Origin of the sequence: Kitasatospora sp. NPDC093550 (genome assembly GCF_044764985.1) — a bacterium.
In the GTDB taxonomy this organism is placed as follows: Bacteria; Actinomycetota; Actinomycetes; order Streptomycetales; family Streptomycetaceae; genus Kitasatospora.
The window spans coordinates 434,281-449,762 of the sequence record NZ_JBIWJF010000002.1; the positions used below are offsets into that span (position 1 = coordinate 434,281).

18 protein-coding genes are annotated in these 15,482 nt (G+C 76.2%); 11 read left to right on the forward strand and 7 right to left on the reverse strand.

Going from position 1 to position 15,482, the window contains the following annotated elements:
* Positions 1–48: 48 nt before the first annotated feature.
* The 4 genes from ACIRD3_RS05075 to ACIRD3_RS05090 form a co-directional block, all read right to left on the reverse strand.
* The gene (locus tag ACIRD3_RS05075) at positions 49–1,233 is read right to left on the reverse strand and encodes an alcohol dehydrogenase catalytic domain-containing protein (RefSeq protein WP_402211754.1); all 1,185 of its coding nucleotides are present in this window, start codon (positions 1,231–1,233) and stop codon (positions 49–51) included.
* 38 nt (positions 1,234–1,271) lie between these two features.
* Positions 1,272–2,237 carry an SDR family NAD(P)-dependent oxidoreductase gene (locus ACIRD3_RS05080; protein ID WP_402211757.1) on the reverse strand — a complete coding sequence of 322 codons (966 nt, stop codon included), beginning with the start codon at positions 2,235–2,237 and terminating at the stop codon, positions 1,272–1,274.
* A gap of 113 nt (positions 2,238–2,350) precedes the next feature.
* Entirely contained in the window at positions 2,351–3,376 is a 1,026-nt protein-coding gene (locus ACIRD3_RS05085; RefSeq protein WP_402211760.1) for a PHP domain-containing protein, read from the reverse strand.
* Positions 3,377–3,390: 14 nt separating this feature from the next.
* Positions 3,391–4,548 (reverse strand): glutamate--cysteine ligase, encoded by a 1,158-nt coding sequence (locus tag ACIRD3_RS05090; RefSeq protein ID WP_402211762.1) that lies wholly within the window; start codon positions 4,546–4,548, stop codon positions 3,391–3,393.
* A gap of 252 nt (positions 4,549–4,800) precedes the next feature.
* Between ACIRD3_RS05090 and ACIRD3_RS05095 the strand changes: the two genes are divergently transcribed.
* Entirely contained in the window at positions 4,801–5,280 is a 480-nt protein-coding gene (locus tag ACIRD3_RS05095) for an STAS domain-containing protein (RefSeq protein WP_402211765.1), read from the forward strand.
* Positions 5,281–5,289: 9 nt separating this feature from the next.
* A complete protein-coding gene (locus tag ACIRD3_RS05100; protein WP_402211768.1) occupies positions 5,290–5,823 on the forward strand; it encodes an ATP-binding protein in 534 nt (177 codons plus the stop codon).
* A gap of 61 nt (positions 5,824–5,884) precedes the next feature.
* On the opposite strand, the gene ACIRD3_RS05105 is transcribed toward ACIRD3_RS05100, so the two are convergent.
* A complete protein-coding gene (locus ACIRD3_RS05105; protein ID WP_402211769.1) occupies positions 5,885–6,208 on the reverse strand; it encodes a plasmid stabilization protein in 324 nt (107 codons plus the stop codon).
* Between the two features lie 277 nt (positions 6,209–6,485).
* Here ACIRD3_RS05105 and ACIRD3_RS05110 point away from each other — a divergent pair, with 277 nt between their 5' ends.
* From ACIRD3_RS05110 to ACIRD3_RS05150, 9 genes are all read left to right on the forward strand, one after another.
* Positions 6,486–7,421: a SigB/SigF/SigG family RNA polymerase sigma factor gene (locus tag ACIRD3_RS05110; protein WP_402211772.1), complete on the forward strand. Its 936-nt coding sequence runs from the start codon at positions 6,486–6,488 to the stop codon at positions 7,419–7,421.
* 60 nt (positions 7,422–7,481) lie between these two features.
* A complete protein-coding gene (locus ACIRD3_RS05115) occupies positions 7,482–8,159 on the forward strand; it encodes an HAD family hydrolase (RefSeq protein WP_402211775.1) in 678 nt (225 codons plus the stop codon).
* A 117-nt stretch (positions 8,160–8,276) separates the two neighbouring features.
* Positions 8,277–8,930, forward strand: coding sequence for a nucleotidyltransferase family protein (locus ACIRD3_RS05120; RefSeq protein ID WP_402211778.1), 654 nt, complete (start codon positions 8,277–8,279; stop codon positions 8,928–8,930).
* Complete coding sequence (locus ACIRD3_RS05125) at positions 8,927–9,181, forward strand: BON domain-containing protein (RefSeq protein WP_402211780.1); 255 nt, start codon at positions 8,927–8,929, stop codon at positions 9,179–9,181. The genes ACIRD3_RS05120 and ACIRD3_RS05125 overlap by 4 nt, the downstream gene beginning before the upstream one ends.
* Positions 9,178–9,981, forward strand: coding sequence for a metallophosphoesterase (locus ACIRD3_RS05130; protein ID WP_402211783.1), 804 nt, complete (start codon positions 9,178–9,180; stop codon positions 9,979–9,981). Before ACIRD3_RS05125 ends, ACIRD3_RS05130 begins: the two co-directional genes overlap by 4 nt.
* 58 nt (positions 9,982–10,039) lie before the next feature.
* A complete protein-coding gene (locus ACIRD3_RS05135; protein ID WP_402211786.1) occupies positions 10,040–10,198 on the forward strand; it encodes a hypothetical protein in 159 nt (52 codons plus the stop codon).
* 266 nt (positions 10,199–10,464) lie between these two features.
* Entirely contained in the window at positions 10,465–10,788 is a 324-nt protein-coding gene (locus ACIRD3_RS05140; RefSeq protein ID WP_402211789.1) for an STAS domain-containing protein, read from the forward strand.
* A complete protein-coding gene (locus ACIRD3_RS05145) occupies positions 10,781–13,393 on the forward strand; it encodes a SpoIIE family protein phosphatase (protein WP_402211792.1) in 2,613 nt (870 codons plus the stop codon). The genes ACIRD3_RS05140 and ACIRD3_RS05145 overlap by 8 nt, the downstream gene beginning before the upstream one ends.
* A gap of 58 nt (positions 13,394–13,451) precedes the next feature.
* Positions 13,452–14,534 (forward strand): iron-containing redox enzyme family protein, encoded by a 1,083-nt coding sequence (locus ACIRD3_RS05150; RefSeq protein ID WP_402211794.1) that lies wholly within the window; start codon positions 13,452–13,454, stop codon positions 14,532–14,534.
* Here the strand turns inward: ACIRD3_RS05150 and ACIRD3_RS05155 are convergent.
* Together ACIRD3_RS05155 and ACIRD3_RS05160 are read right to left on the reverse strand one after the other, a co-directional pair.
* Complete coding sequence (locus ACIRD3_RS05155) at positions 14,508–14,825, reverse strand: CDGSH iron-sulfur domain-containing protein (protein WP_402211797.1); 318 nt, start codon at positions 14,823–14,825, stop codon at positions 14,508–14,510. The two genes, ACIRD3_RS05150 and ACIRD3_RS05155, sit on opposite strands and share 27 nt — an antisense overlap.
* Positions 14,809–15,465 (reverse strand): HemK2/MTQ2 family protein methyltransferase, encoded by a 657-nt coding sequence (locus ACIRD3_RS05160; RefSeq protein WP_402211799.1) that lies wholly within the window; start codon positions 15,463–15,465, stop codon positions 14,809–14,811. Before ACIRD3_RS05160 ends, ACIRD3_RS05155 begins: the two co-directional genes overlap by 17 nt.
* Between the last annotated feature and the right edge of the window lie 17 nt (positions 15,466–15,482).

Here is a 15,482-nt window from a genome sequence, read left to right on the forward strand (position 1 = left end):
GCGCCGGGTGCACGCCCCAGTTCGCCGGACGGCGTCCGGCCTCCGGGGTCAGGGCTGGAAGAGGACCTTGACCACGCCGTCCTGCTTGCGCTGGAACATCTCGTACGCGGCGGGGGCCTCGGTCAGCGGCAGGTGGTGGGTGGCGAAGCCGTCCACCCCGAGGGGGTCGTCGTCGCCGAGCAGGGCCAGCAGGTCGTCCGTCCAGCGCCGGACGTTCGCCTGGCCCATCCGCAGCCGCAACTGCTTGTCGAACATGGTCAGCATCGGCAGGGGGTCCGTCATCCCGCCGTACACCCCGGACAGCGAGACGGTGCCGCCCCGGCGCACCATGTCCACCGCGAGGTGCAGGGCGTGCAGGCGGTCCAGGCCCACCCGGGTCATCAGCCGGGTGGCCAGGGCGTCCGGCAGGAGCGAGGTCATCCGCTGGGCGGCGGTCGCGGCGGGGGAGCCGTGGGCCTCCATGCCGACGGCGTCGATCACGGAGTGCGGGCCGCGGCCGCCGGTGAGCTCCCGGGCGGTGTCGACCACCCGCGAGCCGAGCCGGGCGAGGTCCAGCGCCTCGACGCCGTGCTCCCGGGCGCGTTCCAGCCGCTCGGGCACCAGGTCGACTCCGATGACGGTGCCCGCCCCGCGGTGGCGCGCGATGCGGGTGCACATGTCGCCGATCGGGCCGAGCCCGAGCACGGCCAGGGCGCCGCCGGGCGGCAGCTGCGCGTACTCGACCGCCTGCCAGGCGGTGGGCAGGACGTCGGAGAGCAGCACGTACCGGTCGTCCGGGGGCCCGGGCGGCACCACCACGGGCAGCGTGTTGCCGAACGGAACCCGAAGCAACTCGGCCTGCCCGCCGGGTACTTGGCCGTAGAGCTTGGTGTAGCCGAACAGGGCCGCGCCGGTCCCGTAGGCGTGCACCTGGGTGGTCTCGCACTGGGACTGCAGACCGTTCACGCACATGTAGCAGACGCCGCAGGAGATGTTGAACGGCACCACCACGCGTTCCCCGACGGACACCGCGTGGACGGCGCTGCCCGTCTCGCGGACCACGCCCATCGCCTCGTGGCCGAGGATGTCGCCCTCGTCGAGGAAGGCGCCCAGGACCTCGTAGAGGTGCAGGTCGGATCCGCACAGTCCGGTGGTGGTGACCTCGACCAGGATGTCGGTGGGCTCCCGGATCACCGGGTCGGGGACGGAGTCGACGCGGACGTCCCGGCGTCCGTGCCAGGTGACGGCTTTCACGGGGGTCTCCCTTCGGGACTTCGGTGCCGGGCGCCCGCTCAGGACGCCGTGGGCTCGTGGTGGGCCCGGCTCGCCCGGCGCCCCAGGGCGGTCAGCCGGTGGACCGGGCCGCCGCGCGGGTGCCGGGCCGCGGCCCGCACACCGGGCACGCCGTGTTCCGGCACCGCCCCGGCCGAGGGCAGCAGACGCGCCTGCAGCCCCAGCAGCCGGCCGGTGGTGGCCGGCGCGATCCCGTGGGCGAGGACGGCGGCCTTGGCGAGCGGGGTCAGCACCAGCTCCCGCCGTCCGGACTCGACGGCCCGGACGATCCGCCGGGCAGCCCGCCCGGCGTCCATCGACACCAGTGGCAAGGACGCGGCGGTGGCGAACCAGGCGTACTCGCGCCCGGCCTGCCCCGCGAACTCGGCGGCGGTCTGCGACCCGGTGCGCATCAGCCCGGGCAGCACCGTCGTCACCCGGATCCCGTACGGCGCCAGCTCCGCGCCGAGCCCCTCGGAGAGACCGGTGAGCGCGAACTTGGCCGCCACGTAGGGCAGCAGGTGGGGCGCCGGGATCCGGCCGCCGACCGAGCTGATCATGACGATCGAGCCCGCGCCGCGGGCCCGCATCGAGGGCAGCACCGCCTGGACCAGCCGCAGCGGCGCCATCGTCATCAGCTCGTGCGCCCGCCGGAAGTCCTGTTCCTGCATCGCCGTGACCGGGCCCACCTGGATGAGACCGGCGTTGTTGACCAGGAGGTCGACGTCGGCGCCGAAGCGGTCCCGGACCGCCGCGAGCAGCAAGGCCGGTGCCTCGGGGTCCACCAGGTCGCAGGCGGTCGCGGCGACCTCGCCGGGACGGCCGCGCAGCTCGCGGGCGACCCGTTCCAGACCGAGCTCGTCCCGGGCGGTGAGCATCACCCGGCAGCCGCGGTCCGCGAGTTCGCCCGCGATCAGCAGGCCGAGCCCGCGGGAGGAACCGGTCACCAGGGCGGTGCGTCCGGTCAGGGTGCCGTTGGCGTCCATCGGAGGGCGACCTCCTCGCTCGGGGACGGTCGGATGCCGGGCGTCTGTCCGCCGGTGCAGCGGCCAAACGCGCCGCCGTGCGTACCGCCCGCGCCGCCGCTCGCGGTGCGGCCTCACGTGCCGGCCGACCGGTTCGGACGGGTCCAGGCGAGGAGGCGGTCGCGGGGCCAGGTGGTGACGAGGCGGTCGGGAGTGAGGCCGAGGCGGGCGGCGCGGGCGTAGCCGGAGCGGAACCAGTGGAGCTGCTCGGGGGCGTGGGCGTCGGTGTCGACGGCGAAGAGGCACCCGGCCTCGGCGGCGAGGCGCAGCAGCGGGTCGGGTGGATCGCGGCGCTCGGGGCGGCAGTTGATCTCCACCGCGGTGCCGGCTTCGGCGCAGGCCGCGAAGACCGCCTCGGCGTCGAAGCGGGAGGGCGGGCGGCCGCGACCGGTGACGATCCGGCCGGTGCAGTGGCCGAGGACGTTGGTGCGCGGGTCACGGACCGCGGTGAGCATCCGGGCGGTCATCGGCTCGGGGTCGGCGCGCAGCTTCGAGTGCACGGAGGCCACCACGACGTCGAGCCGGGCGAGCAACTCCGGTTCCTGGTCCAGGGATCCGTCCTCCAGGATGTCGCACTCGATCCCGGTGAGCAGCCGGAAGCCACCGTCCGGCCCGTCGGGCGGTCCGGCGTTCCAGGCCGCGACCGCGTCGAGTTGCCGGCGCAGCCGGTCGGGGCTGAGGCCGTGGGCGATCGTCAGCCGGGGCGAGTGGTCGGTGAGCACGGCCCAGCGGTGCCCCAGGTCGCGGGCGGCCCGGGCCATCGTGTCGATCGGGTGGCCGCCGTCGGACCAGTCGGAGTGCAGGTGGCAGTCGCCCCGGACGGCGGCGAGCAGCTGCCACCCGGCCGTCGCGTCGGGCCCCGCCTCCGCCTCCAGCCGGGCCAGGTAGGGCGGGGTCGCTCCGGTGGAGGCCTGCGCGATCACCTCGGAGGTCACCGGCCCCACGCCCGGCAGCCGCCGGGCCCGGGCGGCGTCCACCGGGCCGGGCGGCAGGTCGTCGACCGCGTCGGCGGCGGCGTGGAAGGCCCGGACCCGGTAGGGCGAGGCGCCGTTCCACTCCAGGAGGAAGGCGATCCGCCGCAGCGCTTCTGCCGGGTGCACGGCCGCGACCCTCCTCAGGGCACCGCGAGGGTGAGTGCCGCGAGCTCGTCGACCACGGCGGTCAGCCGGCCGTGGCGGCGCAGGGAGCGCCGCTGGCGGTCGGCGCCGGTGCCGTGCCGGCGGATCCGGGCGAGGGCCGATTCCACGGTGGCCAGGTCACCGGCGGCGGCCAGGCCGGGGGCGGCCCGTTCGAGGAGGCGGTCGGCCAGCTCGGTCATCGGGGCGTACCGCCCGGTGAGCGGGTCGATCCCGTCCCCGGACAGTCCGCCGCGGGCGGCCTGCCAGTGGGCGGCGCGGACCAGTCCGGCCGGGTGGACGGGGGCCGGCCGGCCGTCGTCGATCTCCGCCAGCAGGACGGCGGCGAGCCCGCGCAGCAGCGCCGCGAGCAGCAGGACGGTCCGCAGGTCGGCGTTGACGTCGGCGACCCGCACCTCCAGCGTGGGGACGTGCTCGGACGGGCGGGCGTACCAGTAGACCATCCGCCGGTCGAGCAGCACGCCGGACCGCACCAGGCCGGCCACCAGCGCGTCGTACTGCTCCTCGTCCAGCACCGGGGCCGGTCCGACGGTCGGCCAGCGCGCCCACCGGACGGTGCGCCAGCTCGCGAAGCCGCTGTCCCGGCCCTCCGTGAAGGGGGAGTTGACCGTGAGCGCCTGGACGACCGGCAGCCAGGGGCGCAGGTGGTTGGCCAGCGCCAGTGCCTGGCCGCGGCTCACCGTGCCCAGGTGGACGTGGCAGCCGCAGAGCGCGCCCCCGTACCCGTCGACCACGCCCCGGTAGCGGGCCGCCATCGCGCGGTAGCGCGGATCGTCGGTGATCCGGCCCGGCCGCCGGTCGCTCAGCACCGCGGTGCCCGAGGCGACCAGCAGGCAGTCCGCCCCGGCGGCCGCGGCGGCGACCGCCGCGCGCAGGCGGGCGAGGTCGGCCTCCAGGTCGGCGAGCCGGGTGGCCGGCCGGGTGCACACCTCGACCTGGACGCGGAAGAACTCGGCCTGCACCTGCTCGCCGAGCTCGGCGGCGGCGTCGGCGATGACCTGGGGCGCCCGTTCGGCGGGCAGCCGGGTGCGCCGGTCGACCAGCAGGAACTCCTCCTCCACTCCGACCGTGGGCAGGGTGGGTGACGGGTCGGGTGCTGGGTCGGGCGGTGGGGCGGCGCCGGGCACGGTGCTCACCGCCCCGGGGAGGGAGGGGCGACGGCCGCGCCCCGGACGTCGTGAGATCCGGGCCCGGGGCGGTGAGCCGCGGCACGGGGGCCCGGAGGCAGGTGGATCCGCATGGCGGGCGTCTTGCCGGGCGGGGGGTGTTGAAACGTCATGTGACGGGCCTTCTCCCGCCACCGTGCTGCCAGGGAGCGCCCGTGACCGTCCCGGACCGGGAGGCCGCCCGGCGTGTGTAGGAGCGGGCCCCCGGGGCACCCGCGCGGTATGGACGATGACCAGGCGGCCTGGCCGACCGCACCGGGGACCCAACCCCCGGCGCTCCCGCCGGAGGGCGCGTCCGCCGTGCCGTTGGCGGCCGGGAGACCGGACCTCGCCGTCGCGGTCGTCGATGAGGGCCGGGTGCGGATCGTCACCGTGGCCGGTGAGATCGACCACGACACCGGGGACGGGCTGCGGGGCGCGCTCGACCGCCCGGTGGCCGACGGCATCGAGCTCATCCTGGTCGACCTCGGTGAGCTGCGGTTCTGCGATTCGACCGGGCTGAACATCCTGCTCGCGGCCCGGCGGCGGGCCGAGGCCTCCGGGCTGCGCCTGGAACTCGTGGGCCCCCAGCGCTCTGTGGAGCGGCTGTTCGTGATCACCGGCGCCGACAGTGTGCTGAGGATCCACCCGGACCTCGGCTCCGCACTGAAGACGCCCGGTCCGACGCCGCCGAGCGGGCCCACCGCGCCGGATCCGGGGTGAGGGGGAGGCATGGAGCGCATCGGACGCACACCGCTGGCGGGGCCCGTCGGAACACCGGACACCGAGGTGACCAGGCGGTACGACTTCCGCGCGGAGGGCGCGGACACCGCCGGTGGCGGCGCCGTGCAGCGCAGCCGCGCCTTCAGCCGGCGGGTGCTGGAGTCCTGGCGCTGGCTGCCGGCCGTCGACGAGAAGCGGCGGCTGGCGGTGGAGGACGTCCTGTTGATGATCTCCGAGCTGGTCACCAACGCCTGTCTGTACGCCCCCGGCGGCCCGCGTGAGCTGCGGCTGCGCTGGAACGGGGACCGGCTCCGGGTGGAGGTCGCGGACGACGGGTCGGAGCGTCCGCAGCTGCGCCCGGACCTCGGCCGCGGCCGCCCCGGCGGGTACGGCCTGAGGGTGGTGCTCCGGCTGGCCAGGGCCTGGGGCTCGCAGCCCGAGGACGGTGGGAAGACGGTCTGGCTGGAGGTACCGTCCCCGCTCGCCCGGGTGAACCACCGAGGTCCGAGCCCGTCGGAGCCGACGTCGCGGGACCCCGGGTGAGCGAAGCGTAGGAGCGAGCGAACCGTCGTTCCGCCGAGGAACCGTCGTTCCGGTGGACCGGTCAGCGGCCGAGGGCGTGGGCCAGTTCGCGCTTGTTCATCTTCGAACGGCCCTTGATGTTGCGGTGTTTCGCCTCGTTGTACAGCTGGTCGAAGGTCGGTCCCTGGGCGCCGCTGTGCGAACGCTTCCCGCCGCGGTGGCCGGAGGAGACGTCCTGGATCGACGTCCGGCTGGCGGTCTCGGACTCGCCGTGCCGGGCGCGTTCCTTGTTCACCGTACGGGCCGCGATCTCCTCGGCCCGCTTCTCGCTCTCGCCGCGGTCGAGCGCGCTCTCCTTGATGTGCTCGTACTGGCGCTCCCGCTTGGGGCTTGATCCTCGGGGCATGACCGCCTCTCCTTCGCGTAGCGGATGGTGTCGCCCGAGCGCGGTTACCCGGCCGATTCGGAAGAAAACGGCCGAAACATGAATTCACTGTCGTATGTCGGGGTAGAACACCCTTACGGCGGTCGAGACCGGATCCGGCCGCCCCAGCACCCGACCGGGTGCCACCGGGACCGCGCTTGAAGAAGCCGGGCACAGGTCCTGGGGGAAGAAGCCCCGAGCGTGCGGCTCGCACCGCACGTGCAACCGGGCGATCACCCCGTTGCCCAGGAGACATCAAGTGTCCATCCGACTGGAGAGCTCCCACCGGGATGCCGTCACACCGCATGACCAACCGCTCGACCTCCCGCCCGATCTTCCGCCCGACATCCCGCCCAGGCCCAGCGAGGCCGAGCTGCGGGCCATGGGCAAGACCGAGGCGCGGGAACTGAGCGACGCGCTGTTCGCGCGCCTGACCGACCTCGCCCGCGAGAGCCACGCCTACAGCTACGTCCGCGGCACGATCATCGAGCTCAACATGCCGCTGGTGCGGTTCATCGCCGCCAGGTTCCGGCACCGGGCCGAGGACATGGAGGACATCCTCCAGGTCGGCACCATCGGTCTGATCAAGGCCGTGGACGGCTACGACCTGGGGCGCGGCGTCGAGTTCGTCACCTACGCGATACCGACCATCACCGGCGAGATCAAACGGTTCTTCCGTGACACCTCCTGGCCGGTGCGGGTGCCGCGCAGCATGCAGGAGCTCTACCTGACCGTCGCACGCGGCTCCGACCGGCTCGAACAGGAGCTCGGGCGGCTGCCGCACCCCGAGGAGATCGCCGAGGGCCTGCACCTCACCGTCGAACAGGCCACCGAGGGCCTGATGGCTGGCCGGGTCTACCGCCCCAACTCCCTGGACGCCCTGCGCGACCAGGACACCGACGAGAGCGGCAGCGCCCTGCTCGACCGGCTCGGCAGCTGCGACCCCGGCATCGAACTCGCCGACTTCCGCACCGCCGTCCGCCCGCTGCTCGCCGAACTGCCGCGCCGGGAACAGGTCGTCCTCAAACTCCGGTTCTGGGACGGCTGCACCCAGTCGCAGATCGCCGAACGGATCGGCGTCTCCCAGATGCACGTCTCCCGGCTGCTCACCGCGACCCTGAACCACCTGCGCGAACAGCTCGACGACGTCGACGCCGCCGGCTGGCACGACGAGGAACCCGAGGAACCGGCGTGATCGGACGGAGCTGATCGCACCCCGATCGCACACCGGCCGGACCGACCGAAGGAGGACCGGGTGACCACCACCGCGACGGCGCTCTTCGACGTCGACGGGACCCTGCTCGACACCTCGTACTTCCACGCCCTCGCCTGGTGGGAGGCCCTGCGCCAGTACGACCGGACGGTTCCGGCCGCCCGGGTCCACCGGGCCGTCGGCATGGGCGCGGACCAACTGCTCGACCACCTGCTCGGCCGCGACCGCGACCGGGACGACGACGAGGCGATCACCGCCGCCCACGACGCGCTCTACGCCGCCCGCTGGCCGGTGATCACGGCGCTGCCCGGCGCGGCCGACCTGCTGCGCGCCTGCGCCGGACGCGGCCACCGGATCGTCCTGGCCAGCTCCGCCTCCGAGCGGGAGCTGACCGCGCTGCGCCGGGTGCTCGACGCCGACGACGTGATCGCGGACGCCACCACCGCGGACGACGTGGCCGCCACCAAGCCCGCGCCGGACCTCGTCCGGGCCGCCCTGGACCGCGCGGGCGCCGAGCCCGCGGACGCCGTGTTCATCGGGGACACCGTCTGGGACGTCGTGGCCGCCGGCCGCGCCGGGGTCCGCTGCGTGGCCGTGGAGAGCGGCGGCTTCTCGGCCCAGGAACTCCTCGGCGCCGGAGCCGCCGAGGTCCACCGCGACACCGCCGAGCTGCTGGCGGACCTGGACCGCAGCCTGCTCGGCCGGCCGCGCCCGGGCTGACGCCCGCCGACCGTGGGCCATCACGCCCGGTGCCGACGCCCCGCCGCGCTGCGTGAACTCCCGCCGGACGGGTAGCCGTCGGGGCGTCGAACCGGACCGCACGGCCGAGGAGCCGCGATGGACCACCTCTCCGAACACCCCATCCCGTCGTCGCGCCCGTACGGGGACGAGGGGCCGCTGGGCGAGCCGAACGGGTGCCTGCCGCCGGACCGGACCCAGGCGATCCTGGAGGCGGCGAAGCGGATCGGCTCGCTGCTCAAGGCCAAGGACCACCCGTTCGCGCTCGCGGGCGGGGTCGCGGCCTACGCGCACGGCGCGGTCGTGCGCCTGCAGCACGACGCCGACTTCTGCATCCGCCGGGAGGACGCGGACGCCGTCACCCGGACCCTGCGCGAGGCCGGACTGGAGGTGTTCCTGCCGCCCGAGGACTGGCTGGTCAAGGCCCGCTGCCTCGGCCAGGACGTCGACCTGATCCTCGAACTGGCCAAACGGCCGGTCACCTCGGAGCTGCTGGACCGCGCCGAGGTGCTGCCGGTGGACTCCGTGCACATGCCGGTGCTCGCCGCCACCGACATGGTCAGCGCCCTGCTCGCCGCGTTCTCCGAGCACCACTGCGACTTCGGGGCGGTGCTCGCCGTCGTCCGGCCGCTGCGGGAGAAGATCGACTGGCGGCGGATCCGGGCCGAGCGGGGCCAGGCGCCCATGCCGGCCGCCTTCCTGTACCTCCTGGAACGCCTCCAGGTGATCGAGCCCGAAGGAGCCGGGTCATGACCGGAATCGCCGACACCGAGTACCGGGTCGCCCACCTGCGCGACCGCCTGGCCGACGACGAGATCGGCGAACTCGGCCTGCGGATCGAGTGCCACGGCGACCACGTCACCGTGCGCGGCACCGTCCCGAGCGAGCAGCGCCGCGCCGCCGTCGAGCGCATCGTGGCCCAGGTCCTGGCGGGCCTGGTGGTGTACACCGACATCACGCTGGCCGACGACCGGCCGCCGGTCGGCGTCGAGGACCTGCGGTGATCCGGGTCGCCGCCGTCGGGGACATCCACCTGGGCCCCGACAGCCGGGGGCTGCTGCGTCCGGCCTTCGCCACCCTGGCCGAGCTGGCGGACCTGCTGCTGCTGGCCGGCGACCTCACCCGGCACGGCACCCCGGAGGAGGCCGCCGTGGTGGCGCGGGAGGTCGCCGGCCTGCCCGTCCCGGTGATCGCCGTCCTGGGCAACCACGACCACGACGCCGGCTGCCCGGACGCCGTCACCGGGATCCTCGCGGCGCACGGCGTCCACGTGCTGGAGCGCTCCTCCGTCACCGTCCCGGTCGACGGTCACCTGGTCGGCGTGGCGGGGACCAAGGGCTTCGGGGGCGGATTCGCGGGCCGCAGCGCCGGCGAGTTCGGCGAGCCCGAGATGAAGGCCTTCGTCCGGCACAGCCGGGAGTGCGCCGACGGCCTGCGGGCGGCCCTCGACGGACTGGCGGCCGAACGCTGCGACCTGCGGATCGCCCTGACCCACTTCGCGCCCGTCCCCGACACCCTCGCCGGGGAGCCGCCGGAGATCCACCCGTTCCTGGGCAGCTACCTGCTCGCCGAGGCGATCGACGGCGCCGGCGCCGACCTCGCCGTCCACGGCCACGCCCACCTCGGCACCGAGCGCGGCCTGACCGCCTGCGGCGTCCGGGTGCGCAACGTGGCACAGCCGGTCATCGGCCGGGCCTTCGCCGTCTACGGGCTGCACGCACGGGCCGGTGACCGCTCCGGTCCGGGGCGTACGGGGCGGGGCCGGGACGGACCGTCGTCGTTTGCCGGGCACGACGCCGGGTAGCCGGTGGGGTCCCCGGCGCCCCGAGCGGGCGCCCCGCCAGCCCCCGGAGGTGGCCACCATGGACCCGCGCGAAGGCTGCGGCCAGGCCGAAGCCGTCCGCCCACCCGAACGGTCCGAGGACGGAGGACCGGCACGCCCCCGCCCCTCGGACGCACCGGACGACCAGAACGGGGAGCACGGCGATGCGGAGACCTACGCCGTCCTCGGCGAGGACTGACCAGACGGGGGCCACCGGCCTCGGCACCCGCACACAGCCTGCGCGGGCCGCCCGACGGCCGGTCCACCACCGGCCCGGCCGCCGCTGGCCGGGCGTCCGCCACGGCGCCCACGCCGCCCACCACGCGGCGCTCGCCGCCCGCCGCCCGGGCCGGGCCTGGGCGCGGGCGGTCGCCTGAGGGCGGGGACGCCGTGGAGCGGGGTGGGCCTAGCCTGGAAGGGGAGCCCGGTGGAGGGGCGGCCGGGCCGAGCGTCGAGGGCGGTCCGATGCACGACTTCGTGGTGGCCAACGGCTGGACGGTGGTACCGCTCAGCGGGGACCTCGACGACTTCGCGGCCCGCGAGGTCCGACGCCTGTTCGAGGCGCTCGCGGACGGCGGCGCCGCCCGGATGGTCGTGGACCTGACCGCCGTCGCCTTCGTGGACTCCACCGGCCTGAACGTGCTGCTGGGCGCCGCCCGGCGGGCCCGCCGCGACCGGGGCGCGCTCCGGCTGGCCGGGGCCGTACCGAGGGTGCGGGACGTGGTGGAGCTGAGCGGGGTGGCGGCGGTGCTGCCGCTCTACCCGGACGTGGCGGCGGCCTGTGCGTGAGCGCCGCGACCCCGAGGCCCGGAGCGCCGAGGACCGGACCGCGGCGGGCCGGGAGGCGCGGGGACCGACCGTCGAGCGCCGGCTCACCGAGCGTCGGAAGGCCGACCGCCGAAACGGCGGCGAGTTCGCCCGGGCCGGCGACACGGCCGTGCTGCGGGAGGCCGTCGACCGGCTGCGCGCCGAGGCCGAGGGACTGCGCCGGGCGATGCGCACCCGGGGCGTCATCGAGCAGGCGAAGGGGATCCTGGCCGAGCGGCTCGGCTGCACGCCGGACGAGGCCTTCGGCCACCTGGTGCGGCTCTCCCAGGACAGCAACCGCCGGCTCGCGGAGATCGCCGCCGGCCTGGTCGGCCTCGCGGCCCCGCTCGGGGAGCCCCGGGGGGAGAGCGACACCGGCGGCGCCCCGGCCGAGGACATCCCGGCTGAGGCCGTCCCGGTCGCGGACGCCTCCGTCGAGGACACCCCCACCGAGGAGCCCGGAACCACCGAAGCGCCCGCGTCCCCGCCCCCGAAGCCGCCCGTCCCCGCTCCCGTCCTGCCCGGGAACGGCCCGGCCGCCCCCGTTCCCGGCCTGTCCGCGCGCTACCACCTGGCGGCCTCCGCCCTGGCCAGCGCCGGCTCGCCCGATGAACTGGCACGGCTCGCGCACGAGGTGGCCCTGGCACCGCTCGGCGTCGTCGCCGTGGTGCTCGGGCGGCTGGAGCCCGACGGCGCGCTCCGGCTGGTCGGCAGTCACGGGGTGGAGCCCCGCCGGGTCAGCCAGTGGCAGCGCATCCCGCCGGAGACCGGCGTGCCGCTGGCCGCTGCCGCCCACGGGGGCGGCCTGGTCTGGGAGTTCGACTCCGACCAGCCGGGCGGCGCCCCCGACACCGGGCGGATCGTGCCGGGCCGCAGCGCCTGCGCCGTACCGCTGCGCCGCGGTGACCGGATCGTCGGAGCGATGAGCCTGGGCTGGGACGCACCACCGGCCCGGGCCCGCGCCGCGACGCGGTTCGTCGACGCCCTGGCCGGGCTGGTGGCCGGGCACCTGCTGCGGTTCTCCGCCCCGGACGGCGACGAGCCGGGGCTGGCCGTCCCCGGCGGCGAGCACTGGTTCCGGGCCGTGCTGGACGCGGTGTTCGACCCCGTCCTGGTGCTCTCCGCCGTGCGTGAGGGCCCGGCCGCCGGCGCGGCGCAGCGCGGCATCACCGACCTGCGGGTCCGCTACGCCAACGCCGCGGCCGGGACGGACCCGCAGGTCGGCCGGCGCCTCAGCGAACTCCACCCCGGGCTGGTCACCACCGGGACCTTCGCCCGGATCGTGACGGCGGTGGCGACCGGGGTCGGCTACCAGGGCCGGTCGGAGGACTTCACCGACGGGGCGCCCGGCCAGGCGCTGGCCGTCCGGGCGGAGCCCTTCCTCGACGGTGTGCTGCTCACCTGGCGGCCCGCGAACGGCGCCGCGGAGCGGGTGGCCCGGCTCGGCGAGGAGCAGCGGATGGCGGGGGTGGGCAGCGTCGCCTGGACGGTCGGGCGGCCACCGGAGCTGTCGGCGGAGGCCCTGCGGCTGCTCGGACTCGACCCCGACCGCACGGACCCGGTCAGCCCGAAGGAGGCCCTGGCCCAAGTGCACCCGGACGACCGCCCGGCCCTGCGCCTGCTGGTCCGCCGCCTGCTGGCCGGGCGGCGGACGGCGGCCCTGGAGTTCGACGTCGGCCGGGCGGGCGGCACCTCCCGGACCGTCCGGCTGATCGCGGAGGCCCCGGACGATCCCGGCGCGGGCCGGCCGGCCGCGGTCCGCGGGGTGCTCCAGGACGTCACCCGGCGGCACCGGACCGAGCAGGCCCTGGCGGAGACCCGGGCGCGGCTGGCCGAGCAGCGGCGCCGGGCCGGTGCCGAGCACCGGACGGCACGGGCCCTGCAGAACGCACTGCTGTCGGTGCCCGGTGAGCCGGAACCGCCCGCCGCCGTGCTGGAGCACGCCGCCCGCTACCTGCCCGCGGCGGAGCGCCCCCGGATCGGCGGCGACTGGTACGACCTGGCGGACCTGCCGGACGGCCGGATCCTGCTGGCCGTCGGCGACGTCAGCGGTCACGGGCTGGCCGCCACCGTGGGCATGGCCGAGCTGCGGCACGCGCTGCGCGGGCTCTGCTACACCGGGACGGGGCCGGCCGAGATGCTCGACCGGCTCAACACGATGCTCTGCCACCAGGGCGGCCACCGGATCGCCAGCGTGCTGTGCGGACTGCTCGACCCGGCGGCCGCGACGCTCACCTGGAGCGCGGCCGGGCACTCGCCGCCCGCCGTGCTGAGGGACGGCACCGCCGTCCTCGCCGAGGGCCCGACCGGTACCGTGCTCGGCGCGCTGCCGGAGACCCGCTGCCGCGAGGCCGTGCTGCCGCTGCGGCCGGGGACCGACACCGTGCTGCTGTGGACCGACGGACTGCTGAACCGCCGCGAGGGCGGTACCGTCCGCCCGGACCGGCTGCTGCGGGCGGCCGCGGAGTGCGGCACCGGCGAGCCGGAGGCCTGCCTCGACCACATCGCCGCCCGCCTCGGCGGCCCCAACCCCGCCGACGACAGCTGTCTGCTGGCCGTCCGGCTCCGGCCGCGTGAGTCGCGTTAGCGGCCGCGTCCTCGGGGCACCCGCCAGGGCGGAACGGGCGGACCGGGTGGATGACGCGGTGGGCCGGACGGGACGACACGGCGAGGAGGAGGAGCGGATGGACGGGCGGGAGCGGAATGACCACGGCCGGCCGGTGGCGACGGCGGAGGGCGGCCTGCCCTCCCCGCGCGGTCCCCTGTCGGCGGCGGTGCTCGGCCTGGTGACGGCCGGGCCGCCGGGCGCCGGGCGCCTGCTCGCGCCGCCCGGCCCCTTCACCCACCCCTGGAGCGGGGACCACCAGCTCGCCCTGTACCTCTGCTACGAGCTCCACGACCGCGGCCTGCCCGGGGTCGCCCCCGACTGGGAGTGGGACCCCGAACTCCTGGCGCTGCGGCGCGGGTTGGAACGTCCCTTCCTCGCCGAGGTGCGGGCGGAGGCGGAGCCCGTCCGGCCGCTCGGCGAGGCACTGGAGCGCCTGCTCACGGAGCCGCCGGACGGCACCGGCCCCTCGCACTTCCTGCTGGCCGAGGGCGAACTCCAGCACGCCCGCGAGTACCTGGTGCACCGCTCGCTCTACCACCTCAAGGAGGCGGACCCGCAGCTGTGGATGCTGCCGAGGATCCACGGCTCCGCGCAGGCCGCGCTGATGGCCATCCTCTACGACGAGTACGGGGCCGGGCGGCCGGAGCGGGCGCACGCCCGGCTGTACGCGCGGATGATGACGGCCTTCGGCCTGGACCCCGGCTACCGGCACTACCTGGACCTGCTGCCGGCACCGACCCTGGCGGTGGTCAACCTGATGACGCTCCTCGGCCTGCACCGGGCGCTGCGCGCCGCCGCGGTCGGGCACTTCGCCACCGTCGAGATCACCTCCTCGCCCGGCTCGGCCCGGCTGGCCGCCGCGCTGGAGCGGCTCGGCGGAGGCCCGGACGGCACCCTCTTCTACCGCGAGCACATCGAGGCGGACGCCGTCCACGAGCAGCTGGTGCGCCGCGGGGTCATCGAGGAACTCCTCGCCGCGGAGCCGGAGTCGGCGAAGGACGTGGCGTTCGGCATCGCCGCCGCCGAGGTCGTGGACGGCCGCTTCGCGGACCACCTGCTCGACTCCTGGCGGGCCGGGCGGACCTCCCTGCGCTCAGCCCTGCCCGTCGGCCCGCTCTGAGTCCGGACCCGGCTCCCGGCCCTGCCCGTCCCGCTCTGAGTCCGGACCCGGCTCCCGGCCGTGCCCGACCTCCCGGTCCGAGCTCCGTGCGGGCCGACCGCGCCGACGGTGGCTGGTGTCGCAGAAGGGGTACGTCCGGCTCCGGCGGCACGCGCACAGCGCCACCACCGGGCGCTCCGAGAGCCGCACCGTGCCGTCCGGCAGGACGACCTCCACCGGGCCCTCGACCAGCAGCGGCCCACCCGGCACGACGACCACCCGGGTCGCCGTCCGGTCAGCGTTCGCGGACACCGCGCACCACCACCAGCTCCTCCTCGCGCTCGCCCGGCCGGATCAGCCCGAGCCGCTCGAAGAGGGCGGCCCGCGCGGTCATCACCGGCCCGAAGGCCTGCCGCCGCCGGGCCGCCACGGCCGTGCGCAGCCCGGCCGCGCGCAGCAGCGCCAGGGTGGCGGGAACGTCGGCGAGCGAGGACTGCACGAGCAGCAGCACCCCGCCGGTGGTGAGCAGACCGGGGGCCGACCGGCAGATCCGGTCGAGCACCAGCCGTCCGTCCCGTCCGGCGTCCCAGGCCAGCGCGGCGCCGCGGCCGGCGGCGCCCGCGCCGGGACCGACCGGCACGTACGGGGGGTTGGCGGTGATCAGGTCGAAGCGCCGGCCGGCCACCGGGGCGAGCAGGTCGCCCCGGCGCAGCCGGATCCGGCGCAGGTGCAGCCGGGTGTTGAGCCAGGCGGTCAGGACGGCGCGGGCGGAGAGGTCGACGGCGGTCACCCGGGCCCCGGTCCGCGCCGCGACCAGGGCGACCGCCCCCGTTCCGGTACAGAGGTCGAGCACCTCGCCGGAGGCGTCCAGCCGCTCCCGGCGTACGCACGAGGCCAGCAACCGGGTGTCCCCCTGCGGCGGGTAGACCCCGGGGGGTCGGAGCAGCAGCATGTCGCTTCCTTCCGGAA

Coding starts and splice junctions, on each gene's coding strand:
- ACIRD3_RS05080 (WP_402211757.1), bottom strand. CDS start 2,237: ATGGACGCCAACGGCACCCTGACCGGACGCACCGCCCTGGTGACCGGT.
- ACIRD3_RS05095 (WP_402211765.1), top strand. CDS start 4,801: ATGGACGATGACCAGGCGGCCTGGCCGACCGCACCGGGGACCCAACCC.
- ACIRD3_RS05100 (WP_402211768.1), top strand. CDS start 5,290: ATGGAGCGCATCGGACGCACACCGCTGGCGGGGCCCGTCGGAACACCG.
- ACIRD3_RS05105 (WP_402211769.1), bottom strand. CDS start 6,208: ATGCCCCGAGGATCAAGCCCCAAGCGGGAGCGCCAGTACGAGCACATC.
- ACIRD3_RS05120 (WP_402211778.1), top strand. CDS start 8,277: ATGGACCACCTCTCCGAACACCCCATCCCGTCGTCGCGCCCGTACGGG.
- ACIRD3_RS05125 (WP_402211780.1), top strand. CDS start 8,927: ATGACCGGAATCGCCGACACCGAGTACCGGGTCGCCCACCTGCGCGAC.
- ACIRD3_RS05135 (WP_402211786.1), top strand. CDS start 10,040: ATGGACCCGCGCGAAGGCTGCGGCCAGGCCGAAGCCGTCCGCCCACCC.
- ACIRD3_RS05140 (WP_402211789.1), top strand. CDS start 10,465: ATGCACGACTTCGTGGTGGCCAACGGCTGGACGGTGGTACCGCTCAGC.
- ACIRD3_RS05160 (WP_402211799.1), bottom strand. CDS start 15,465: ATGCTGCTGCTCCGACCCCCCGGGGTCTACCCGCCGCAGGGGGACACC.